21 protein-coding genes are annotated in these 21,724 nt (G+C 71.7%); 4 read left to right on the forward strand and 17 right to left on the reverse strand.

Annotation, left to right across the window (positions count from 1 at the left end; translation table 11 throughout):
• Positions 1-101: 101 nt before the first annotated feature.
• From ACSMX9_RS03575 to ACSMX9_RS03610, 8 genes are all read right to left on the reverse strand, one after another.
• A complete protein-coding gene (locus ACSMX9_RS03575) occupies positions 102-302 on the reverse strand; it encodes a hypothetical protein (RefSeq protein ID WP_445399900.1) in 201 nt (66 codons plus the stop codon).
• Positions 303-311: 9 nt separating this feature from the next.
• Complete coding sequence (locus tag ACSMX9_RS03580; protein ID WP_366113655.1) at positions 312-539, reverse strand: hypothetical protein; 228 nt, start codon at positions 537-539, stop codon at positions 312-314.
• Positions 540-622: 83 nt separating this feature from the next.
• Positions 623-1,600 (reverse strand): helix-turn-helix transcriptional regulator, encoded by a 978-nt coding sequence (locus ACSMX9_RS03585; protein ID WP_445402878.1) that lies wholly within the window; start codon positions 1,598-1,600, stop codon positions 623-625.
• 78 nt (positions 1,601-1,678) lie between these two features.
• A complete protein-coding gene (locus ACSMX9_RS03590) occupies positions 1,679-2,656 on the reverse strand; it encodes a helix-turn-helix transcriptional regulator (protein ID WP_366113630.1) in 978 nt (325 codons plus the stop codon).
• Between the two features lie 135 nt (positions 2,657-2,791).
• Complete coding sequence (locus ACSMX9_RS03595) at positions 2,792-3,163, reverse strand: FKBP-type peptidyl-prolyl cis-trans isomerase (protein WP_445399902.1); 372 nt, start codon at positions 3,161-3,163, stop codon at positions 2,792-2,794.
• 41 nt (positions 3,164-3,204) lie between these two features.
• Positions 3,205-4,203: an FKBP-type peptidyl-prolyl cis-trans isomerase gene (locus tag ACSMX9_RS03600; protein WP_445399904.1), complete on the reverse strand. Its 999-nt coding sequence runs from the start codon at positions 4,201-4,203 to the stop codon at positions 3,205-3,207.
• A gap of 224 nt (positions 4,204-4,427) precedes the next feature.
• Positions 4,428-5,789 carry a Pup--protein ligase gene (pafA, locus tag ACSMX9_RS03605; protein ID WP_366113632.1) on the reverse strand — a complete coding sequence of 454 codons (1,362 nt, stop codon included), beginning with the start codon at positions 5,787-5,789 and terminating at the stop codon, positions 4,428-4,430.
• Between the two features lie 9 nt (positions 5,790-5,798).
• Positions 5,799-7,070: an MFS transporter gene (locus tag ACSMX9_RS03610; RefSeq protein WP_445402879.1), complete on the reverse strand. Its 1,272-nt coding sequence runs from the start codon at positions 7,068-7,070 to the stop codon at positions 5,799-5,801.
• A gap of 153 nt (positions 7,071-7,223) precedes the next feature.
• Here ACSMX9_RS03610 and ACSMX9_RS03615 point away from each other — a divergent pair, with 153 nt between their 5' ends.
• Entirely contained in the window at positions 7,224-8,288 is a 1,065-nt protein-coding gene (locus ACSMX9_RS03615; RefSeq protein ID WP_445399906.1) for a LacI family DNA-binding transcriptional regulator, read from the forward strand.
• 54 nt (positions 8,289-8,342) lie between these two features.
• Here the strand turns inward: ACSMX9_RS03615 and prcA are convergent, their stop codons facing one another.
• From prcA to arc, 5 genes are all read right to left on the reverse strand, one after another.
• A complete protein-coding gene (prcA, locus tag ACSMX9_RS03620; protein WP_445399908.1) occupies positions 8,343-9,140 on the reverse strand; it encodes a proteasome subunit alpha in 798 nt (265 codons plus the stop codon).
• A 46-nt stretch (positions 9,141-9,186) separates the two neighbouring features.
• Entirely contained in the window at positions 9,187-10,032 is an 846-nt protein-coding gene (gene prcB, locus ACSMX9_RS03625; RefSeq protein ID WP_445399911.1) for a proteasome subunit beta, read from the reverse strand.
• 349 nt (positions 10,033-10,381) lie between these two features.
• Positions 10,382-10,600, reverse strand: a complete 219-nt coding sequence (locus ACSMX9_RS03630) for a ubiquitin-like protein Pup (protein ID WP_030782898.1) — start codon at positions 10,598-10,600, stop codon at positions 10,382-10,384.
• 212 nt (positions 10,601-10,812) lie between these two features.
• Positions 10,813-12,324, reverse strand: coding sequence for a depupylase/deamidase Dop (dop, locus tag ACSMX9_RS03635; RefSeq protein WP_351242628.1), 1,512 nt, complete (start codon positions 12,322-12,324; stop codon positions 10,813-10,815).
• Between the two features lie 221 nt (positions 12,325-12,545).
• On the reverse strand, positions 12,546-14,312 hold the full coding sequence (gene arc, locus ACSMX9_RS03640) for a proteasome ATPase (protein WP_445399913.1): 1,767 nt from the start codon (positions 14,310-14,312) through the stop codon (positions 12,546-12,548).
• 453 nt (positions 14,313-14,765) lie between these two features.
• On the opposite strand from arc, the gene ACSMX9_RS03645 reads away from it, so the two are divergent.
• Complete coding sequence (locus ACSMX9_RS03645; protein WP_445399915.1) at positions 14,766-15,080, forward strand: ferredoxin; 315 nt, start codon at positions 14,766-14,768, stop codon at positions 15,078-15,080.
• A gap of 16 nt (positions 15,081-15,096) precedes the next feature.
• Here the strand turns inward: ACSMX9_RS03645 and ACSMX9_RS03650 are convergent, their stop codons facing one another.
• The 3 genes from ACSMX9_RS03650 to ACSMX9_RS03660 all read right to left on the reverse strand — a co-directional run bounded on the left by ACSMX9_RS03650 (position 15,097) and on the right by ACSMX9_RS03660 (position 18,319).
• On the reverse strand, positions 15,097-15,678 hold the full coding sequence (locus ACSMX9_RS03650; RefSeq protein ID WP_445399917.1) for a hypothetical protein: 582 nt from the start codon (positions 15,676-15,678) through the stop codon (positions 15,097-15,099).
• Positions 15,679-15,870: 192 nt separating this feature from the next.
• Positions 15,871-16,773: a tRNA (adenine-N1)-methyltransferase gene (locus ACSMX9_RS03655; protein ID WP_445399919.1), complete on the reverse strand. Its 903-nt coding sequence runs from the start codon at positions 16,771-16,773 to the stop codon at positions 15,871-15,873.
• Positions 16,774-16,831: 58 nt separating this feature from the next.
• A complete protein-coding gene (locus ACSMX9_RS03660; RefSeq protein ID WP_445399921.1) occupies positions 16,832-18,319 on the reverse strand; it encodes a site-2 protease family protein in 1,488 nt (495 codons plus the stop codon).
• A 107-nt stretch (positions 18,320-18,426) separates the two neighbouring features.
• Here ACSMX9_RS03660 and ACSMX9_RS03665 point away from each other — a divergent pair, with 107 nt between their 5' ends.
• Positions 18,427-19,374, forward strand: a complete 948-nt coding sequence (locus tag ACSMX9_RS03665; protein WP_445399923.1) for a RecB family exonuclease — start codon at positions 18,427-18,429, stop codon at positions 19,372-19,374.
• Between the two features lie 15 nt (positions 19,375-19,389).
• Positions 19,390-20,061 (forward strand): response regulator transcription factor, encoded by a 672-nt coding sequence (locus ACSMX9_RS03670; protein ID WP_351242642.1) that lies wholly within the window; start codon positions 19,390-19,392, stop codon positions 20,059-20,061.
• 75 nt (positions 20,062-20,136) lie between these two features.
• Here ACSMX9_RS03670 and ACSMX9_RS03675 read toward each other — a convergent pair whose 3' ends face one another.
• Positions 20,137-21,717, reverse strand: coding sequence for an ABC transporter substrate-binding protein (locus tag ACSMX9_RS03675; protein WP_445399925.1), 1,581 nt, complete (start codon positions 21,715-21,717; stop codon positions 20,137-20,139).
• Positions 21,718-21,724: the final 7 nt, after the last annotated feature.

Consider the following 21,724-nt stretch of genomic DNA (forward strand, 5'->3'; position numbering starts at 1 on the left):
GGGAACGAGGGTTTGACGAGGTCGTTGCCGTTGTGCCTCGGCATCCGGTCCGACACGGACGGTCACCGTCCTCGAACCTCCCCGAGGGCACCGGGGCGAGGCTACAGACGGGCGTCGTGCCCGGCCCGGGCGGCGTCCACCGACGCCCGCTCCAGGTCCTCGGCGGCGCCGCCGATCCGGCGGGCGGCCTTCGACACCTCGCGCCCCAGCCGCTCGGCCGCCACGAAGACCCGCACCGCGAGCACCCCGAGGACCAGGAGACCGAGGAAGCCGAGGGCGATCGCGAACATGGGCCAGAACATGCGCCGAGCCTAGACGGTGGTGTGCAGGCGCAGCGTGCGCACCCCGCCACCGGTGAGGAGTTCCACGATGCGCTCGCCGGCCGGCTTGCGGACGGCGGTCCCGCACTCCGGGCAGGTGAAGGAGTAGAAGGTGGTGCTCGCGGATCCGCCGATGGCCAGCCGCAGGGCCGCGGCGGGCAGTTCGAAGCGGGCCCGGCAGTCCGGGCAGCCGGCGCGGAAGACGACGGGGGTCACCATCGCCAGCTCCGGCACGGCGGATATCTCGGACGCCTCGGCGCGGGCCGGTCCGTCGGGGGCGGGCCCAGGGCCCACGGGCGTGCTCACAGCGCTGGCTCCTGCGGTTCGGCGGAGGCCGGGGGCGGTCCCTCGCCCCGGTCGTAGGCGGCGAGTGCGTCACGGGCCGCCCGGCACGCGCTCGCGGCCAGCGCCTCGGGGGCGACGATGCGCCCGTCCCCGCCCAGTCGGAGCGCGAGCCGTCGCAGCGAGGCCGGGTCCGGGGTGCGCAGGGTGATCCGCAGCCCGCCGTCCGGGAGCTCCTCTGCACGGTCGTGGGGGTAGTACTCGGCGACCCAACGGCCGCCGGGCCCGACCTCCACCACCACCTCCGGGTCCTCGGCCGCGGGCTGGACCAACGCTTGGGAGAGGTCGCGCAGCTCGACCTGGGGCGGCGCCGACGGCTCGTCCAGGACGGTGATCTCCACCACGCGGTCCAGCCGGAAGGTGCGCCGCGCCTCGGAGCGCCGGCACCACGCCTCCACGTAGGTGTGCCCGATGCTCACCAGCCGGATGGGGTCGATCTCCCGCTCGGTGATCTCGTCCCGGGCGGGCGAGTAGTACCTGATCCACAGTCTGCGGCGCTCGGAGATGGCCCGGTCCACATCGGCGAAGACCCCGCCCTCGGACTCGAAGGTGACCGAGAGCCGGGCGCTGGGGGCGGCGGCCTCGCCCGCCGCGGCCTCCAGTTTGGCGGTCGCCCGCAGCAGTGCCTGCCGGTCGCCCTCGCGCAGCCCCGGCAGGGTGGCGACCGCCCGGGCGGCGACGAGCAGCGCGGTGGCCTCGTCCGCGGAGATCCGCAGCGGAGCGGCCGCCTCGGCGCTGAGGGCCTGCGGGTTGCGCCACCAGATGCGGTCGCCGTCCGTGTCGATGTCGAGGAGGTCGCCGCCGCGGAAGCTGGTTCCGCACAGCGGCAGCACGTCGAGGTCGGAGATCAGTTCGTCCTCGCTGATGCCGAAGGCCCGTGCCACGTCCTCCACCCGGGCACCGGGCCGCTCGCGCAGATACGTCACCAGGGACAGCATCCGACGGGTCTGGTCGATCGCGTTCGCCGGGCGCGCGGGCCTGGCCGGCTTTCCTGCCACGGTGGTACGTCTCCCCCTCTAGCCCTTGGCCACGGCGCGCAGCCGGTCCACGACGTCGGCCCGCAGTTCGGCGGGCTCCAGCACCACCACGTCGGGACCGAACTCGACGAGCCAGGCGTCGAGGCCGTGCCCGTACGGGATCTCCAGTTCGTCCCAACCGTCCCCGAGCTCCCGGACGGTCTCCGCCTTGGCCCGCAGTGGGTACCCGGCCCCGGCGCGCAGCCTGATGCGGGCGCTGCGCTCCGCGCCCTCCCCCGCCCAGCGGGCCACGGTCTCCCGGACCGTGACGACGTCCGGCACGGGTGCACGGTAGGCGCCGGCGCGGCTACGGACCCGGCCGGTGATGCGGGAGAGCCGGAAGACCCGCTCCGCCTCCCGGTCGCGGTCCCAGCCCGCCAGGTACCACTGGCCGCGCCAGCACTCCAGGGCCCAGGGCTCGACCTGGCGGGGCTCGGGGCGGGCGGCGTTGGCCTTGCGGTAGTCGAACTGGACCGGGCGGCGGTCCCGGCAGGCCAGCATCAGCGGTTCGAAGGCGGCCTCGTGGACCGGGATGCGCGGTTCCAGGGCGCTGTGGCCGCCGTGCGGGTCGACCTCGTCGGGCAGTCCGGCGGCGCGCAGCTTCTGGAGGGCGCCGCTGGCCGCGCCGGCGAGCCGGGCCTGCTGCCACACCTTGGCCGCCAGGCCGAGCGCTGCGGCCTCCTCGGCGTCCAGGGATATCGGCGGCAGCCGGTTGCTGTCCCGGCGGGCCAGGTAGCCGACGTCGCCGTCGAGGTTCTCGACGGTCTCGATGACGAGCCCCAGCTCGCGCAGGTCGTCCTTGTCGCGCTCGAACATCCGGTTGAAGGAGTCGTCGCTGCCGAGGGCGCCCTCACCGGGTCCGAACGCCTCGATGTACGCCTCGATGGAGCCGCGTAGTTCCCGCTTGCTGAGGGGGCGCCGCGTCCCGAGCAGACACAGCGCCAGATTCATCAGCCGCTCGGCCTTGGAGATGGCCATCGACGCCCTACGTCCTCTCGTTCGCCCACCCGCCCGACGACCGTACCGTTTCGGGGCGTCGCGGGAAAAGCCGAGGGCCCACGCCCGAAGGCGTGGGCCCGTGCCCGCGATCGTTCGCGGGCGACCGCGGTGTCCTCAGACGGCCACCAGGTCGCAGACGAAGATCAGGGTCTCGCCGGGGGCGATCCGACCGCCGGCGCCGCGGTCGCCGTACGCGAGGTGCGCCGGGATCGTCAGCTTGCGGCGACCGCCGACCTTCATGCCCTGGATGCCCTGGTCCCACCCGGGGATGACCTGGCCCGCACCGAGCTGGAACTGGAGCGGCTTGCCGCGGTTCCAGCTCGCGTCGAACTCCTCACCGGTGGAGAAGGCCACGCCCACGTAGTGCACGGAGACGAAGTCGCCCTTGGCGGCGACCTTGCCGTCGCCCTCCCAGACGTCCACGATCTCCAGGTCCTTGGGAGCCTCGCCCTCGGGGAAGTCGATCTCGGGCTTCTCGATGTTCACTCACTCACTCCTGCTCGCACGGATGGGCAACCGTCCCAGTGTTACATCTTCGCGAGGATGTCCACCGAGAAGACCAGGGTCGAGTCCTTCTTGATCGGGGTGCCCTGCGGCGGGGTGTCCCCGTAGCCGAGCGCGGGCGGGATCACGATGAGGACCCGGCTGCCGACCTTCTTGCCGGTGAGGCCCTGGGCCCAGCCCTTGACGACCTCGCCGAGACCGAACTGGGCGAGCTGGCCTCGCTGGTACGAGGAGTCGAACTCCTTGCCGTCCGCCCAGAGCACGCCCTTGTACTGGACCAGGAGCGAGTCGGTGGCCTTGACCACGTCGCCGTCGCCCTCCAGGACGTACTCCGACACCAGCCCGGTCGGCGCGGCCGTCTTGGGCACCTTGACGGCGGGGGCGGAGCCGTTGGTGTTGGTCCCCACCTCGGGCAGGTCCGCGTCCTCCTGGGGGACGGCCTTGCCCTTGACCGAGCTCTTGCCGTTGAAGGAGTTCACCACGTCCACCACGAACACCAGGGTGTCGGTGCCCTTGATCCCGGCCTTCTCGTTGCCCGCCTCGCCGTAGCCGAGGCCGGGCGGAACGGCGAGTTCGACCCGGGAGCCGGCCTTCTTGCCCACCAGGGCCATGTCCCAGCCGGGGATGACCTGGCCCACCCCGATCGGGAACACCGAGGGGGACCCGCGGTCGTAGGAGTTGTCGAAGACCTTCGCGGTGCTCCAGATCTGGCCCAGGTAGTTCGCCTGGAGGAAGTCCCCCTTGGCGACGGCCGTCCCGGTGCCGGCGATGAGGGTCTTCACCGCGAGTTCCGGGGAGGGCTCGCCCGGCCCCTTGGCCACGGTCGGCTTCTCGCCGAACTCCTTGCCCGCGGTGACGTCCGGCAGGGGGCCGGGCACGATCTTCGTGGACTTCTGGGGCGAGGGGCTGGTCGAGGGGGACGAGCTCGCGCTCGCACTGCCCCCGTCGGACGAGTCGTCACCGCATCCGGCGAGCGTCAACAGTCCGGCGGGCACGGCGAGGAGGAGTGAGCGTCGGCGCACGGTGGGGGCCTCGTATCGATCGTTCTGGCGGTTGGCGTCGCGCCACCTTACTGAGTTCCCCGCGCGCTGCGGCGTTCCGGCCCGCGGTCGGCTCCACCGGGCCCGTGGGCGACGCGGCACCACGGGGAAGGGGCGCCGCACGATGAACGCGCGACGCCCCCGGAGCGTTCCGACCCACCCGGACCGGACGGCCGGTGCGGCCGCCGGGTCGCCCCCCGGGCCGGTCACATGCCGGCGATCAGCTTCTCCACCCGGTCGTCGACGGACCGGAAGGGGTCCTTGCACAGCACGGTGCGCTGCGCCTGGTCGTTGAGCTTGAGGTGGACCCAGTCGACGGTGAAGTCCCGTCGCTGTTCCTGGGCCCGGCGGATGAAGTCGCCGCGCAGTCGGGCACGGGTGGTCTGCGGGGGCACCGACTTGCCCTCGAAGATCTTGAGGTCGTTGCAGATCCGGGCGGCCTGGCCGCGGCGCTCCAACAGGTAGTACAGGCCGCGGCGGCGGTGGATGTCGTGGTAGGCGAGGTCTATCTGGGCGACCCGCGGGTTCGACATGCTCATGCTGTGCTTGGCCCGGTACCGCTCGATCAGCTGGTACTTCATGACCCAGTCGATCTCGGTGGCGATCCGGTCGAGGTCCTCGGCCTCGATGGCGTCCAGCGTGCGGCCCCACAGCTCCAGCACCTGCTCGACCGTTCCGGTGCGGATGCCGCGCCGCTCGCAGAAGTCCACGGCCTTCTCGTAGTACTCGCGCTGGACCTCCAGCGCGGACGCCTCCCGCCCGCTGGCCAACCGGACCTTGCGCCGACCGGTGATGTCGTGGCTGACCTCGCGGATCGCCCGGATCGGGTTCTCCAGCGTCAGGTCCCGCATCACGGTGCCGGCCTCGATCATCCGCAGCACCAGATCGGTGGCGCCGACCTTGAGCAGCATGGTGGTCTCGGACATGTTGGAGTCGCCGACGATGACGTGGAGCCTGCGGTAGCGCTCGGCGTCGGCGTGCGGTTCGTCACGGGTGTTGATGATGGGACGGGAGCGGGTCGTGGCCGAGCTGACACCCTCCCAGATGTGTTCCGCCCGCTGGCTGACGCAGTAGACGGCGCCGCGCGGGGTCTGGAGGACTTTGCCCGCGCCGCAGAGCAGTTGTCGGGTGACGAGGAAGGGGATGAGGATGTCCGCCAGCCGGGAGAACTCCCCGTGCCGGGCCACCAGGTAGTTCTCGTGGCACCCGTAGGAGTTTCCCGCCGAATCCGTGTTGTTCTTGAAGAGGTAGACGTCGCCCGCGATGCCTTCTTCGTGCAGGCGGCGTTCGGCGTCGACGAGCAGCCCTTCGAGAATGCGCTCGCCGGCTTTGTCATGGGTGACCAGTTCGGTCACGTTGTCGCATTCGGGGGTGGCGTATTCCGGATGCGATCCGACATCGAGGTACAGACGGGCACCGTTGCGCAGGAAGACGTTGCTGCTCCGGCCCCATGACACGACACGGCGGAAGAGGTACCGCGCCACCTCGTCGGGGGACAGTCGCCGCTGTCCCCTGAACGTGCATGTGACGCCGTACTCGTTCTCCAGCCCGAAAATGCGGCGGTCCATGACTGAACATTACGCCTGATGCCCGTTACTGAAACCGGGTTCGGCCGTACCGTTCCGATCATTTTCCGCAGTCCCGACCGCCACGGTGGTGACCGTGACCGCACGCGGCACGGCCGCGAGGGCGCTCCGGGCGAGGAGGAGCACCAGCAGCGCGACGGTCCCCGCCGCGGCGGGGACCGCGAACGCCGCCCGGGCACCGCCCCACTCCACCACCGGCCCGGCCACGGCGGTCCCCACCGCGGCGCCCACGCTGAACGTGGTGACCAACCAGGAGAACGCCTCGGTCACGGTACCGACCGGGGCGTGTCGGTCCACGACCACGAAGGCGCAGGCCAGCGCGGGCGCCAGGAACACCCCGGCCAGTGCGCTGAGGAGGGTCATGGCCACCGGTCCGGGCACCAGGGTCAGCGGCAGGTAACACACGGCCAGCAGCCCCACCAGGACCCGGAGCCGGGGCTCCGGGGCTCCGGCCCACGGGCGCGCCCCGTACACCGCGCCGCCGACCAGCGCGCCGAAGCCGACGGCCGCCATCAGCCAGCCGTACACCGCGCCCCCGCCGCGCCCCTCCGCGTACGAGGAGCCCGCCACCGCGATGGCGCCCAGGGCGGCGCCCACGCACAGGAAGGCGGCCAGCAGGGTGAGCAGTCCGCGCGAGCGCAGCGCCCCCAGCCAGTGGGCCTCGCGCGGGGCGGAGCGCCAGGCGCGGGACGGCTGGGAGGTGACCACGGACAGCGCGCCGAGCACCCCCAGGGCGTTGATGACCAGCAGGGCGACCGAGGGCGACCACACGGCCACGCACAGGGTCACCAGCAGCGGTCCGAGGGTGAACATGACCTCCTGGGCCACCGCGTCCATCGCGTACGCCCGGTGCACCTGGCCCTCGTGGGGCAGCACGGAGGGCCACAGCGCCCGCAACCCGCCCTCCAGCGGCGGTGCGAAGAACCCGGACACGGCGACCGCCGCGTACGCCACCGGGAGCGGGTCGGTGCCGACGAGGGCGAGGACCACGGCGCCGAGCGCAGACAGCAGCGAGGCCGGCAGCTGGACGCCGGGCTGGCCGCGCAGGTCCACCAGCCGGCCCAGGAGGGGTTGACCGACCGCGTGGGTCAGCCCGTAGACCGCCGCGAGGCCGGCCGCGAGCCGGTAGCTGCCGCCCTCCGCGCGCACCAGCAGCAGGATCGCGATGGTGGCGGTGGCGTTGGGGAGCCTTCCCACGAGGGTGCCGACCAGCAGCCGCGCGGCGTGCCGCGCCCGGAATATCTCGCCGTACCCCCAGGCCATGTCGGCCCTCCCCACCCATGAAGTGTTACGTATAACGTCAGCCCCGCATACGTACCATGTGAGCAATCCGGCGGTCCACCCGCGTTCCGGCCGTTCCCGACCGGGCGGCCCGGCGGGAACGGGCAGGACGGCACCGCACGGCAGGAGACGACGATGAGGACCCAGGGCCCCGGCGGTCAGGAGGCGACCGCGGGGAGACGGCGCCCGGCGCCCGGCGCCCGGCCCACCAGCCGGGACGTCGCCCGGGCGGCGCAGGTCTCGCAGGCGGCCGTCTCGCTGGTCCTGGGCGACAAGTGGCGGGGGCGGGTCGCGGAGGCGACCGCCGAGCGGGTGCGCGCCGCCGCGCGCGACCTCGGCTACCGCCCCAACGCCGCCGCCCGCACCCTGCGGCTGGGCCGGACCCGTACGGCGCTCCTCGTCGTGCCCGTGCTCAGCAGCGACTTCTTCGCCGGGGTGCACGCGGGTGCCGCCCGGGTGGCGGCCGAACACGGCTTCGGCGTCGTGCTGTACCCCTTCGACACCGTCTCCGAGGAGGCCCCCGACCCCTTCGCCTCGGCCCGGGCCGCCCTGGACGGGGTCATCGCCTCGTCCATGACCCCGGACGCGGTCGCAGCGATCAGGGGCGATGCGCTGCCCCTGGTCATGTTGGACTCCGACCCCGCCGCCGAACCGGGGGCGGCGGTGGTCAACGTGGACGTCGCGGACGGCCTGCGGCAGGTGGCCGCGCACCTGCTCGCCCTCGGGCACCGTCGGGTGCTGCACCTGGGCGCCGACGTCGACTCCTGGACCTTCCGGGTGCGCGCCCGGGCCCTCGCCGAAGCCCTGGGCAGCTCCGTGGAGCGGCCCGGGCGGGTGGTCGCCCCGCTCCGCGTCGACGCCGCCCGGGCCACCGCGGAGGGCGTCCTGGCCCGACCTGCGGATCGCCGGCCCACCGCGGTGGTGTGCGACAGCGACCTCCTGGCCGCGGGCGTCCTCAAGGCGGCCCGCCGCCTCGGCCTGCGAGTGCCGGAGGACCTCTCCGTGACCGGCTTCGACGACCTGTCCCTGGCCACCGCCGTCGACCCCGAACTGACCACCGTCCGGCTGCCCGCCGAGGAGGTCGGCGCCCAGGGGATGCGGGCGCTGCTGGCCCTGCTGGACGACGAGCGGTTCCCCCCCGTGAACCTGCCGGTCGCCCTGGTGCCCCGGGGGTCCACGGGCACCGCGCCCGGGGTCTGAGCACACACGCCGAAGAGGGCCCCGGCTGCGGCCGGGGCCCTCGGTGCGCGGGGGCTACGCCTCGGAGTCGGGCGCCCCGTCCTCGTCCTTCGCCGCTGCGTCGGCGGCCGCGGCGTCCTTCGCCGTCGCCCCGGCCCCGCCGTCCGGCCGCGCGCCCTCCTCCAGCAGCTGGACGAGCTGGCGCCCCACGATCCGCTTGAACTTGCGCTGCTGGGGGCGGGCGCGGTCCAGGACCGCCACCTCCAGGCGCTCGGCGGGGATCTCCCGCTCGGTCCCGTTGGTGTCCCGGGACAGCGCCTGCACCGCCAGCCGCAGCGCCGCGGCCAGCGACATGCCGTCCTCGTGACGCTGGTCCAGGTAGTTGCTGATCTGCTCGGCGTTCCCGCCGACGGCGACCGAACCGTGCTCGTCCACGATCGACCCGTCGTGCGGCAGCCGGTAGATCTGGTCGCCCTCCGGTTCGTCCCCGACCTCGGCGACGACCAACTCGACCTCGTAGGGCTTCTCCGCCGAGCTGGAGAAGATCGTGCCGAGCGTCTGGGCGTACACGTTCGCCAGACCGCGGGCCGTCACGTCGTCGCGGTCGTAGGTGTAGCCGCGCAGGTCGGCGTAGCGCACCCCGCCGATCCGCAGGTTCTCGTACTCGTTGTACTTGCCGGCGGCGGCGAAACCGATCCGGTCGTAGATCTCGCTGAACTTGTGCAGCGCGCGGGACGGGTTCTCACCGACGAACACGATGCCGTCGGCGTACTGGAGAACGACCAGGCTGCGCCCCCGGGCGATGCCCTTGCGCGCGTACTCCGCCCGGTCGGCCATGGCCTGCTGAGGTGAGACGTAGAACGGCGTAGACACCGGCTGTCCGCCCCTTCCTGTGAGTGGTTACGGTTTCGGCAGGCGGTCAGAGCAGGGCGGCACGGGGGCCGTCGGGCTGCTCCAGGCGCCGCTCCAGGATCGAACGCGCGATCTCGGAGGACTCGACCTCCGTCAACCTGCGGAATCCGTTCTCGGTGATCACGGTCACGATCGGATAGATCCGCCGGGCCACGTCGGGACCGCCGGTCGCCGAGTCGTCGTCGGCGGCGTCGTACAGCGCCTGCACCACCAGGGTGGTGGCCTGCTGCTCCGTCAGGTCCTCGCGGAAGAGCTTCTTCATCGAACCGCGGGCGAAGATCGACCCGGAGCCGGTGGCCGCGTAGCCCTGCTCCTCGCTCCGACCTCCCGTGACGTCGTAGGAGAAGATCCGGCCCCGCTCTCGGTCCACGTCGTAGCCGGCGAAGAGGGGCACCACGGCCAGGCCCTGCATGGCCATCCCGAGGTTGGAACGGATCATCGTGGACAGCCGGTTGGCCTTGCCCTCCAGGGAGAGCTGGGCGCCCTCCACCTTCTCGAAGTGCTCCAGCTCCAGCTGGAACAGCTTCACCATCTCGATGGCGAGGCCGGCGGTGCCGGCGATGCCCACCGCCGAGTACTCGTCCGAGGGGAACACCTTCTCGATGTCGCGCTGGGCGATCATGTTGCCCATCGTGGCCCGCCGGTCGCCGGCGAGGACCACGCCACCGGGGAAGGTCACGGCGATGATGGTGGTGCCGTGCGGCGCCTCGATCGCCCCCTTCACCGGAGGCAGGGCGCGGTTGGCCGGAAGCAGATCCGGCTGGTGCGCCGAGAGGAAGTCCACGAAGGACGACGACCCCGGCGTCAGGAAGGCAGCTGGTAGACGCCCGGTGCCACGGTTGTTGGCTTCCACGAGATTCCTCCCAGGTTAAGCGGCAGCCCTGCGGACGGTGTCGGGATCGGCGCCCAACTCGCCGATGGCCGAATTGCCGTTGAAGCACGGTACGCCAGGGACCTTACCCGCCTCACAGCCGTGATCCACATGCGTGGTCGGGCCGGTTGGAACGGCGGGTGGCGGCGGGACGACGGCACGGCTGCGTCCGCACGGGCGCGACCCGTCCTCCGGCCGGTCGCGTCCGTCGGCCGACCCGCGGTCGGGGAAACGGTGGTGCGTGGCCGGGGTCCGGCCACGCACCTGGGAACACGGCCCCGCCCTCGCGGGCGGGGCGGGGCGGAGCTCGTCCGTCCGCCCCGCCCGGCTCCTACTGCCCGCCCTTCTGCACGAAGGAGCGCACGAAGTCCTCGGCGTTCTCCTCCAGGACGTCGTCGATCTCGTCGAGGACGGAGTCGACGTCGTCGCTCAGCTTCTCCTGGCGCTCCTTGAGGTCCTCGGATGCCTGCGCGTCCTGCGCCTGCTCCTCGGTCTCCTCGGTGCTGCGCGTGGCCTTCTGCTGTCCGCCGCCGGTGTCCTTGGTCGCCATCAACCCTCACCCCGCTCGGTTCGCCCGACTCAGTTCGATCGGTCAAGATCAGACCCTACAAGCTGGGCCCGACATCGGCCCCCGCGTTCCGTACTCCCGGTTTTCCCGGTCCTCTCCGTCCTCCGTACGACGAAGGGGGTCGTCACCATGATTCCCGGCGGCGGGGCCCTTCAGCCCCGTCCGGCCCGGTTTCGCCGGCGTCCCGGCACCGGTCAGCCGCCGGAGAGCACCTTGACGAGGTCCTCGGCGGTGCGGCACCGGTCCAGGAGCGCCTCGACGTGCTGGCGCGTTCCGCGCAGCGGCTCCATGGTCGGCACCCGCTGGAGCGAGTCCCGACCGGGCAGGTCGAAGATGACGGAGTCCCAGGAGGCGGCCGCCACGTCGTCGGCGTACTGTTCCAGGCACCGTCCACGGAAGTAGGCCCGGGTGTCCTCCGGCGGCTTGGTGCGGGCCCGCTCCACCTCGTCCTCGTCCAGGATCCGCTTCATCCTGCCGCGGGCCACCAGCCGGTTGTAGAGGCCCTTCTCCTCGCGGACGTCGGCGTACTGGAGGTCCACCAGGTGCAGTCGGGCGGCGTCCCAGTCGAGGCCGTCCCGCCGCCGGTAGCCCTCCATCAGCTCCCGCTTGGCGACCCAGTCCAGCTCGCCGGCGAGGCTCATCGGATCGTTCTCCAAGCGGTTCAGCACGTCCTCCCAACGGGTGAGGACGTCCTTGGTCTGCTCGTCCGCATCGGCCCCGAACCGTTCCTCCACGTACTTGCGGGACAGTTCGAAGTACTCCATCTGGAGCTGCACGGCGGTCAGCGTGCGACCGCTGCGGAGCGTGACGAGCTGTCGTAGGCCCGGGTCGTGCGAGACCTGGTGGAGGGTGCGCACGGGCTGGTCGACGGCGAGGTCCACGGCGATGAAGCCGTCCTCGATCATCGACAGGACCAGGGCGGTGGTGCCCAGCTTGAGGTAGGTGGAGGTCTCCGACAGGTTGGCGTCCCCGATGATCACGTGGAGCCGCCGGTACTTCTCGGCGTCGGCGTGCGGTTCGTCCCGGGTGTTGATGATGGGCCGCTTCAGGGTGGTCTCCAGGCCGACCTCGACCTCGAAGTAGTCCGCGCGCTGGCTGATCTGGAAGCCGTGCTCGTGGCCGTCCTGGCCGATGCCGACCCGCCCGGCCCCCGTCACGACCTGCCGGGAGACGAAGAAGGGCGTCAGGTGGCGCACGATGTCCGAGAAGGGGGTCTCCCGCTTCATCAGGTAGTTCTCGTGCGTCCCGTAGGAGGCGCCCTTGTTGTCGGTGTTGTTCTTGTAGAGGTGGATGGGCTGGGCACCCGGCAGCTGGGCGGCCCGCTCCGCGGCCTCCGCCATGATCCGCTCCCCCGCCTTGTCCCACAGGACCGCGTCCCGCGGGTTGGTGATCTCCGGGGAGCTGTACTCGGGGTGGGCGTGGTCCACGTAGAGCCGCGCACCGTTGGTCAGGATGACGTTGGCGAGACCGATGTCCTCGTCGGTGAGCTGGCTGACGTCGGCGGCTTCGCGCGCGAGGTCGAACCCGCGGGCGTCGCGCAACGGGTTCTCCTCCTCGAAGTCCCAGCGGGCCCGGCGGGCGCGGTGCATCGCCGCCGCGTAGGCGTTGACGATCTGGGACGAGGTGAGCATGGCATTGGCATTGGGGTGGCCGGGGACGGAGATGCCGTACTCCGTCTCGATGCCCATTACTCGCCGTACGGTCATGCGGCCCTCCTTGCCCGGCGCGCCCCCGGTCGGGGGCCGCGCTCACGTACCGCCGGTGCTCCACTGGGCGTGCGGTGCCGGTCCCCGCACGGCGCGGCGCGGCGGTAGTGTCGAGCCTATGCCGCTCGACACCAGCGGGGAGATCGTTTCCGTCATTGCCGTGTCGCCGGCCGCACGGTCGGCTGCGGGGGGCCCTGCCCGCCCGCAGCCGAGCGGCGTGCCTAGAGGTACTGACCGGTGTTCGCCACCGTGTCGATGGAGCGGCCGGTGTCGGCGCCCTGCTTCCCGGTGACCAGGGTGCGGATGTAGACGATCCGCTCGCCCTTCTTGCCGGAGATCCGGGCCCAGTCGTCCGGGTTGGTCGTGTTGGGCAGGTCCTCGTTCTCCTTGAACTCGTCCACGCACGCCTGGAGGAGGTGGGAGACCCGCAGACCCTTCTGGTTCTGTTCGAGGAACGCCTTGATCGCCATCTTCTTGGCGCGTCCCACGATGTTCTCGATCATGGCGCCGGAGTTGAAGTCCTTGAAGTACAGGACCTCCTTGTCACCGTTGGCGTAGGTGACCTCCAGGAAGCGGTTCTCCTCGGACTCGGCGTACATCTGCTCCACCGCGGTCTGGATCATGCCCTGGACCGTGGCGCCGCGGTCGCCGCCGTGCTCGCCGAGGTCGTCGCCGTGGAGCGGGAGGCGTTCGGTGAGGTACTTGCCGAAGATGTCCTTGGCCGCCTCGGCGTCCGGACGTTCGATCTTGATCTTCACGTCGAGCCGTCCGGGGCGCAGGATCGCGGGGTCGATCATGTCCTCGCGGTTGGAGGCGCCGATGACCACCACGTTCTCCAGGCCCTCCACGCCGTCGATCTCGGCGAGGAGCTGCGGGACGATGGTGTTCTCCACGTCCGAGCTGACGCCCGAGCCGCGGGTGCGGAAGAGGGACTCCATCTCGTCGAAGAAGACGATGACCGGGGTGCCCTCGCTGGCCTTCTCGCGGGCCCGCTGGAAGACCAGGCGGATCTGGCGCTCGGTCTCGCCGACGTACTTGTTGAGCAGCTCCGGGCCCTTGATGTTGAGGAAGAAGCTCTTGCCCGCGGCCTGACCGGTGACCTCGGCGACCTTCTTCGCCAAGGAGTTGGCCACCGCCTTGGCGATGAGGGTCTTGCCGCAGCCGGGCGGGCCGTAGAGCAGCACGCCCTTGGGCGGGCGCAGTTCGTGCTCCTTGAAGAGGTCCGGGTAGAGGTAGGGCAGCTCGACCGCGTCGCGGATCATCTCGATCTGGTTGCCCAGACCGCCGATCTGCTCGTAGCCGATGTCCGGGACCTCCTCCAGGACGAGTTCCTCGACCTCGCTCTTGGGCACGACCTCGTAGACGTAGCCGGAACGGGGTTCGAGCAGGAGGGCGTCGCCGGGGCGGATGGTGACGTCGAGGAGGGGTTCGGCGAGCCGGACCACGCGCTCCTCGTCGGTGTGCCCGACGACCAAGGCGCGTTCGCCGTCCTCCAGGACCTCCTTGAGGGTGACGATGTCGCCGACGCGCTCGTAGGTCATGGCCTCGACCACGTTGAGCGCCTCGTTCAACATGACTTCCTGGCCGCGACGCAGTCCGTCGACCTCGACGCTCGGGCTCACGTTCACCCGGAGCTTGCGGCCCCCGGTGAAGATGTCGACGGTGCCGTCCTCGTTGGCCGTCAGGAAGACGCCGAACCCGGCCGGCGGCTGGGCGAGCCGGTCGACCTCTTCCTTGAGGGCCACGATCTGGTCGCGGGCCTCACGGAGCGTGTTCGCGAGGCGTTCGTTCTGGGCGGACACACCGGAAAGGTTGGTCTGTAGCTCGACGATCCGCTCTTCGAGAATCCGCGTGTGGCGCGGTGAGTCGGCGAGCTTGCGCCGCAGTACGGCGATCTCCTGCTCAAGATCGGCGATCTGACCGGCCGGGTCTTCGGACCCTCGACCCGGGCGGATGCCGCGGTTCATGTCGTCGTCGTGGGCTGCCACGGTCCTCACCTCCTCCAAAGGGAGCTGGACGCTTCCTGACCCTACCTGGGTGGGTGACGATTGAAACCCCTAGATCACAAAGACCGTGGGGGTGTGTCCGATCTTCACCCTTGCGCTCTCCCTCACGCCAGGGGAATACCCACGGAATGACCTCTGGAAGCGGCCGGGTATGCCCGGGAACCGGTCAACACCCAACAGACTGCGGCCGACTTGTGGGGGTGGCAGGCCCCTCGGCGGACGAAACGGTGCATCTCCTGTGACGAGCGCCACGGGCCCGGAAGCACCGTGCCGACCGGGTTTTCGCCAGCGGCGGGGATGCCCGGCACCTCACGCTCCGTGTCCCGGGCCGGGGGCTCCCGCCCTGCTCGCGGGCGGTTGTTAAGGTCGGTCGTCAGGCACCCGCGGGCACGGCCTCGACGGGTGAGCATCGGGAACACGGCAGGAGCGACGACGGTGGGGCAAGCGGACCGGTCGGACGGACTCGGAGGCGACGGCGCCGAGCTGGAGGTCTGGATCGACCAGGACCTGTGCACGGGCGACGGCATCTGCGTCCAGTACGCCCCGGATGTCTTCGAGCTGGACATCGACGGGCTGGCGTATGTGAAGAGCGCCGACGACGAGTTGCTCCAGGAGCCCGGCGCGACCACCAGGGTGCCGCTGCCCTTGCTGCGGGACGTGGCCGACTCGGCGAAGGAGTGCCCCGGGGACTGCATCCACGTGCGGCGGGTGGCCGACCGGGTCGAGGTGTACGGACCCGACGCGGCCTGAGCGCCTCCCGGCGCCGTCACGCCCCGAAGGCCGTCCCCGCGTCGGTGCTCGTGAAACGGCCGTCGCGCCAGGTCCAGGTGGTGCGTCGGCGCTCGTCCGGGCAGCAGTTGGGCACGTCGCGCGAGGAGTAGCCGAGCAGCGTCGCGGTCACCGAGCCCGCGCGCACGCCCAGCTCGGCGACGTTGAGCCGCTCCGCGGGCCGGACCAGGGTCGCGACGACCCGGGGGTCGGCTCCGGGCACCCGACCGCGGGTGAGGACGTACACGCCGTTCGGCGGGGTCCCCATGGCGGTGTCGCAGCGCGCCACGGCGACGGTCTCCGGGCTGCCGTCCCCGTCCAGGTCACCGGTGGCCTTCTTGATCACCCGGACCGTGACCGGGCCGCAGTCGATCGGGAAGGTCACGTCGGCGGGGTCGGGCGCGGGGCCCGGGGCGCGGGGCGCTTCGGCGGCGGAACGCCCCGGCTGGACGGCGGTCGCCGGATCCGGTTGCAGGACGGAGGAGGCCGCGATCACGCCGGCGAGCGCGGTGGCGGTGGCCACCCAGTGGATGGGCCGGGTGTGGGTGTGCGCCAGTTCCGGAACGGCGGGTTGCTGCACGAGGAGTGTCTCCTGTGAGGGCTGTGCCGGTGGGGTGGCCAGCATCGTGTCACACCCGCACGGGGCCGGGGAACGGCGGGGCACGGAACGACTGAACGCCCGGACGGCTCCGCCGGGTTCTCCCGTGGGATCGGGAACTCGACGGAGCCGTCCGGGCGTTGGGTGGGTGACCGACGCGCCGGGGCTGGCGGTTCAGCGGGGGGCGCCGCCATCGGCGTTGGGGCCGGCGTAGTCCTCGCCGTAGGCGCCCTTGGCGGGGCGGCGGCGGCGCATCGGGGGCTCGACGCCGTCGGCGAGGCGCCGGGCGGTGAGCAGGAAGCCGGTGTGGCCGATCATGCGGTGGTCCGGGCGGACCGCCAGGCCCTCGATGTGCCAGTTGCGGATCATCGTCTCCCAGGCGGTCGGCTCGTTGAAGCAGCCGATCTCCCGGATGGACTCCACGGTCCGGGCGAGCTGGGTGGTGGTGGCCACGTAGCAGCAGAGGATGCCGCCGGGGACGAGCGCCTTGGAGACGGCCTCCAGGCACTCCCACGGGGCGAGCATGTCGAGGATCACCCGGTCGACGTCGGTGTCGGACAGGTTGTCCTGGAGGTCCCCCACGGTGAGCTGCCAGGCCGGGTGCGGGCCGCCGAAGTAGCGCTCCACGTTCTGCCGGGCGATGTCCGCGAAGTCCTCACGGCGCTCGTAGGAGTGGAGCATGCCCTGGTCCCCGACGGCCCGGAGCAGGAAGCTGCTCAACGAGCCGGAGCCCACCCCCGCCTCCACGACGCGGGCGCCGGGGAAGATGTCCGCGAAGGAGAGGATCTGCCCCGCGTCCTTGGGATAGACCACGGCAGCGCCGCGGGGCATGGACAGGACGTAGTCGGGGAGCAGGGGGCGCAGCGCGAGGTAGGCGACGTTCCCCGTGGTGCGGACAACGCTGCCCTCGGGGGAGCCGATCAGCTCGTCGTGCGGGAAGGAACCCTTGTGGGTGTGGAAGTTCTTCCCCGCTTCGAGCGTGAACGTGTAGTGGCGTCCCTTGGGGTCGGTGAGCTGGACCTGGTCCCCGACCTGGAAGGGCCCGCGGCGGCGGGCGGCACCGGTCGGTTCGGACATGTGACCAGCCTACCCGCCGTCCCGGGGGGCTCGGACCACGGACGGGCCCGGGCCCGGTTCAGGAGGGGCGGGCCATGGCCCGGACGAAGGCCCTCTCCACGTCCGTCGCGGAGAGGACGCCGTAGATCTCGCCGGAGTCCTCGACCACCAGGTACTCGGTGGCGGGGGTGGCGCGCAGGGCGTCCAGGAGGTCCTCGCCGGCCAGCTCGGCGGAGACCCGCATCCCGTCGGTCAGGTCCTGGGCGAGGCCGCTGACGGCGACCCAGGGTCGGCGGTGCTCGGGGACGCCGACGATCGCCGCCTCCCGGACCACGGCGAGCGGTTCCCCGTCCGGGGCGACGACGACCAAGGCGCGGGCCCCGGCGTCGTTGGCGCGCCGCAGCGCCTCGGACAGAGGGGTGTCGGTCTCCACCGGGACGGCGCGGCGGGTCAGGGTGCGGGCCCGCAGTTCGGGCAGGTGCTCCCGGAGCCGGGCCATGCGCAGGCTGTTGCCGGCCCCGGTCCAGATGATGGCGGCGAGGATGGCGGCCAGCAGGGCGTCGGTGATCGTGTCCATCGCGCTGATGTCGTCGGACGCGGGGCCGAGCAGACCGGACTGGGTGAGCAGGGGCAGGCCGATCAGGACCGAGACGGCGAGGGCGCGCCCCACCCAGGCGGCGGCGATGGTGCCGCTCATGGGCTTGCCGGTGATCTTCCAGACCACGGCGCGCAGCATCCGACCGCCGTCGAGCGGCAGGCCCGGCAGCAGGTTGAAGGCGGCCACGATCAGGTTGGAGATCATCAGCCCGGCCAACAGCACTCCGGGGACCGTGTCGGGCTCGACGAACAACATGCCCGCGTAGAAGACCGCGGCGAGCACCAGCGACAGCAGCGGTCCGACGAAGGCGAGGACGAACTCCCGGCCGGGTGTCTCCGACTCCTTCTCGATCTCGGAGACGCCGCCGAAGAACTGGAGCTGGATGCGGCGCACCGGCAGCTTGAAGCGGAGGGCGGCGACGGTGTGCGCGAGCTCGTGGACGAGCACGGAGGCGTAGAACGCGACGGCGAAGAACAGGGAGACCAGGTACCGGGCGCCGCCCAGCTCGGGCAGGACGCGGTCGAGCTGGCCGCCGAAGACCCAGGTGATCAGGGCCGCCACCAGGAACCAGCTGGGGGCGACGTAGACGGGGACCCCGAAGGGCCGGCCCATGAGGATGCCGCCGCCGGGCTCCTTGGTCCGTTGCCGCTGGTCCGGGCCCGCCCCCGGTGCCCCGGGGCCTGCGGGCGGATCGGTCGGCGGGGGGGTGTGGGCGTACGGGTGGCCGGGCGCCCGGTCCGGGGGCCCGCCGTGCTGGGGGCCGCTCGAAGGGGGCGGGCCGTCGTCGGGGTCCGTGGGCGGGGTCGCCGCGACGGGGGCCGCCGGAGTGTCGGGGGCGGGTGTCCCGTCCGCGGGTGCGGCACCGGGCCGGGCGTCGGGGGTGACGTCCGGGTGGTCCGGGTGCGGGGGCCGTCCGGCCGCCGCGTCGCTGTCCGGCTGCGGCTGACCGCTCCCGCCGCTCTCAGTCACGGTGTCCCCTCGTTCGGTGTCCCTCGCCCCCGATCATGCAGTGCGCGGGGGGCCGTGGTCGATGGTATGCGTCCTGGTGTCGGTGGCGGGCCGTAGGGTCTGTCCCCATGGAGACCCGTACCGGCGAGGCCGTGGCACCCGCGCGCCCGGATTCGTTGTCGCCGTCCCGTGCGAGCGATTTCATGCAGTGTCCGCTGTTGTACCGCTTCAGGGTGATCGACAAGCTGCCCGAGAAGCCCAGCGCGGCGGCGACGCGCGGCACCCTGGTCCATGCCGTGCTGGAACGGCTGTTTGACGCTCCTGCCATCGAGCGTACGGCGCCGCGGGCGAAGGCGCTGGTTCCCGGCCAGTGGGAGCGCATGCGCACGGCGAGGCCGGAGCTGGCCGACCTCTTCGCGGCCCCGCAGGACGCGGCGGAGCCCGACCCGGACGGCACCGGCGACGCGGACCGGCTGGCCCGGTGGCTGGCGGAGGCGGAGTCCCTGGTCGAGCGGTGGTTCACACTGGAGGACCCGACCCGGCTGGAGCCCGCCGAGCGCGAACTGTTCGTGGAGGCGCGGCTTCCCTCCGGCCTGCGGCTGCGGGGGATCATCGACCGGGTCGACGTCGCCCCCACCGGCGAGGTCCGGATCGTCGACTACAAGACCGGCAAGGCTCCGCGCCCCGAGTACGCGGAGGGCGCGATCTTCCAGATGACCTTCTACGCGCTGGTGGTGTGGCGCCTCAAGGGCCTGGTGCCGCGGCGTCTGCAACTGGTCTACCTGGGCAGCGGCGACGTCCTCACCTACGACCCGGTGGTCGCGGACCTGGAGCGGGTGGAGCGCAAGGTGCACGCCCTGTGGGAGGCGATCCGGCAGGCCACCGAGACCGGCGACTGGCGCCCCCGGCGGACCAAGCTGTGCGGCTGGTGCGACCACCGGGCGGTCTGCCCGGAGTTCGGGGGCACTCCCCCGCCGTATCCGCTGGCGCTCGGGCCACGGGACGCGGCCTCGGGCGGGGAGTCCGGGGCGGCACCGGCGAACGGCCCCGAACAGGGCAGAATGGGCCCGGACTAGCCGAAGGAGACTCACGTGGCCATCCGTGTCCTACTCGTCGACGACCAGCCGCTGCTGCGCACCGGGTTCCGGATGATTCTGGAGGCCGAGGCCGATCTCGCGGTCGTCGGCGAGGCCGGGGACGGCCTCCAGGCGCTCGACCAGGTGCGCGCGCTCCAGCCCGACGTGGTCCTGATGGACATCCGCATGCCCCGCATGGACGGGGTGGAGGCCACCCGGCAGATCACCGGCCCCGATCGGGACGGGCCGGCCAAGGTCCTGGTGCTGACCACCTTCGACCTCGACGAGTACGTGGTGGAGGCGCTCAAGGCGGGGGCGAGCGGCTTCCTGCTGAAGGACGCGCCGGCGAACGAGTTGGTCCAGGCGATCCGGGTGGTGGCGGCGGGCGAGGCGATGCTCGCGCCGAGCATCACCCGCCGGCTGCTCGACAAGTACGCCGACCACCTCCCCTCGGGGGACGAGCCGGTGCCCGACACCCTGCACACGCTCACCGACCGCGAGGTGGAGGTGTTGAAGCTGGTGGCGCGCGGACTGTCCAACGCGGAGATCGCGGCGGAACTCTTCGTCAGCGAGACCACGGTGAAGACCCACGTGGGCCACGTGCTGACCAAGCTGGGCCTGCGGGACCGGGTCCAGGCCGCGGTGTACGCCTACGAGAGCGGACTGGTGCGCCCCGGCGCCCAGTGACCGCCCGGATGCCACGCGAACGGGCCGGGTCGGGACCCCCGGGGGTCCCGACCCGGCCCGTCGGCAGCCGGTGGCTCAGCTCTTGTTGATCTCCCAGAAGCGGAACACCGTGGAGGCGTCGAGGCAGTTCTCCAGCCCGTAGACGCCGTCCTGGACGACCGCGTACTGCTTGGCCTGCCAGAGCGGGACGATGGGCACCTCGCGCGCCACGATCTGCTGGAGTTCGCCGTACTCGTCGTTGGTGGCGCCGCGGTTGCTCTCGGCGGCGGTCGCCGGGATGAGGTCCCCGGTGATGGTGCGGTTCTCGTAGTTGTTGCCCAGCACGTTGCCCTTGCCGAAGAAGGGTTGGGTGAAGTTGTCCGGGTCCGGGTAGTCCGGCACCCAGCCCTTCACGTACACGCCGTACTTGTTCGCGGCGATGGCCTCGTCGTACCGGTCGATCTCGATCGACCGGACCTCGGCGTCGAACAGCCCGCTGTCGTTCAACTGCCGGGCGATGGCCTTGAACTCCTCGTCGGTGGAGGGCCCGTAGCGCACCGGCGTCGACCACAGGGTCAGCTTCACCTTGTCGGTGATGCCCTCCTCGGCGAGCGCCGCCTTGGCCTTGGCCCGCTGCGGACGGCTGCCGTACTCGTCGAAGAACGCCGTGTTGTGGGCGGTGATCCCGGCCGGGATGATGGAGTACAGCGGTTCGGCGGTGGAGTCGTAGACCTCCTGGACGAGGGCCTCGCGGTCGATCAGGTAGGCGATCGCCTTGCGAACCCCCTTCTTCCCGACCACCGGGTCCTTCAGGTTGAAGACCAGGTGCTGCACCTCGGCGCTGCTCCCGGCGACGACGTCGATGCCGGAGGCGGTGCTGGTGTCGGTCTCGATCTCGGCGATGTCCTTGGCCGCGAGGCCGCGGTAGGCGACGTCGACCTCCTTGCCGAGCAGCGCGCGCTTCAACGCCTTCTGGTCGCCGCGGAAGAGCCGCAGGGTGATCTTGGAGTTGCGGAGCTTGGCGGTGCCCCGGTACGCGTCGTTGCGGGAGAACTCCGCCCGGTCCTCGGCGAAGGAGTCGAGCGTGTAGGGGCCAGAGCCGACCGCCTCGCCGTCCGTGCGCAGCTTGTCCGCGGGGTACTCGCGGCGGTCCACGATCGAACCGGCACCGGAAGCGATCTTGCTGGGGAAGGTGGCGTCGGGGACGTTCAGCCGGAAGACGACCGTACGGGCGTCGGGCGTCTCGACCTCGTCGAGCATGGGGAACATGATCGCCGGGCCGGCATCGTCATTGATGCGCATCATGCGGTCGAAGGAGTGCTTCACGTCGGCCGAGGTCAGCTCGTTGCCGTTGCTGAACTTGAGGTCCTTGCGCAGGATGCACTCGAACACCTTGGTCTCCACGTCGGTGAAGCCGCAGCGCTCGGCCGCCTCCGGCTCCGGTTCGGTGCTGCCGACGGGGAAGCTCAGTAGGGACTGGAACACGTTGTTGAACAGCAGCCACGAGCCGGGATCGTATCCGGCGGCCGGGTCGGTGGACTGTACGTCGTCGGACATGCCGACCACGACGGAACCACCGCTACCGGAACCGCCGTTCTCCGTGCCGCAGCCGGTCAGGGTGGCGGCGGCCAGTCCCGTCGCGACGGACAGGGCGGACCACTGGGTGCGCTTCTTCACTATCTAC

The sequence above is a fragment of the Streptomyces sp. LE64 genome, from assembly GCF_052606915.1.

Bases quoted from the DNA above. Each gene is read 5' to 3' on its own strand.
- ACSMX9_RS03580 (WP_366113655.1), bottom strand. From the start codon at position 539: ATGGTGACCCCCGTCGTCTTCCGCGCCGGCTGCCCGGACTGCCGGGCC.
- pafA (WP_366113632.1), bottom strand. From the start codon at position 5,789: ATGGACCGCCGCATTTTCGGGCTGGAGAACGAGTACGGCGTCACATGC.
- dop (WP_351242628.1), bottom strand. From the start codon at position 12,324: ATGACCGTACGGCGAGTAATGGGCATCGAGACGGAGTACGGCATCTCC.
- ACSMX9_RS03585 (WP_445402878.1), bottom strand. From the start codon at position 1,600: ATGCTGTCCCTGGTGACGTATCTGCGCGAGCGGCCCGGTGCCCGGGTG.
- ACSMX9_RS03615 (WP_445399906.1), top strand. From the start codon at position 7,224: ATGAGGACCCAGGGCCCCGGCGGTCAGGAGGCGACCGCGGGGAGACGG.
- ACSMX9_RS03665 (WP_445399923.1), top strand. From the start codon at position 18,427: ATGGAGACCCGTACCGGCGAGGCCGTGGCACCCGCGCGCCCGGATTCG.
- ACSMX9_RS03655 (WP_445399919.1), bottom strand. From the start codon at position 16,773: ATGTCCGAACCGACCGGTGCCGCCCGCCGCCGCGGGCCCTTCCAGGTC.
- ACSMX9_RS03575 (WP_445399900.1), bottom strand. From the start codon at position 302: ATGTTCTGGCCCATGTTCGCGATCGCCCTCGGCTTCCTCGGTCTCCTG.
- ACSMX9_RS03610 (WP_445402879.1), bottom strand. From the start codon at position 7,070: ATGGCCTGGGGGTACGGCGAGATATTCCGGGCGCGGCACGCCGCGCGG.
- ACSMX9_RS03590 (WP_366113630.1), bottom strand. From the start codon at position 2,656: ATGGCCATCTCCAAGGCCGAGCGGCTGATGAATCTGGCGCTGTGTCTG.
- ACSMX9_RS03630 (WP_030782898.1), bottom strand. From the start codon at position 10,600: ATGGCGACCAAGGACACCGGCGGCGGACAGCAGAAGGCCACGCGCAGC.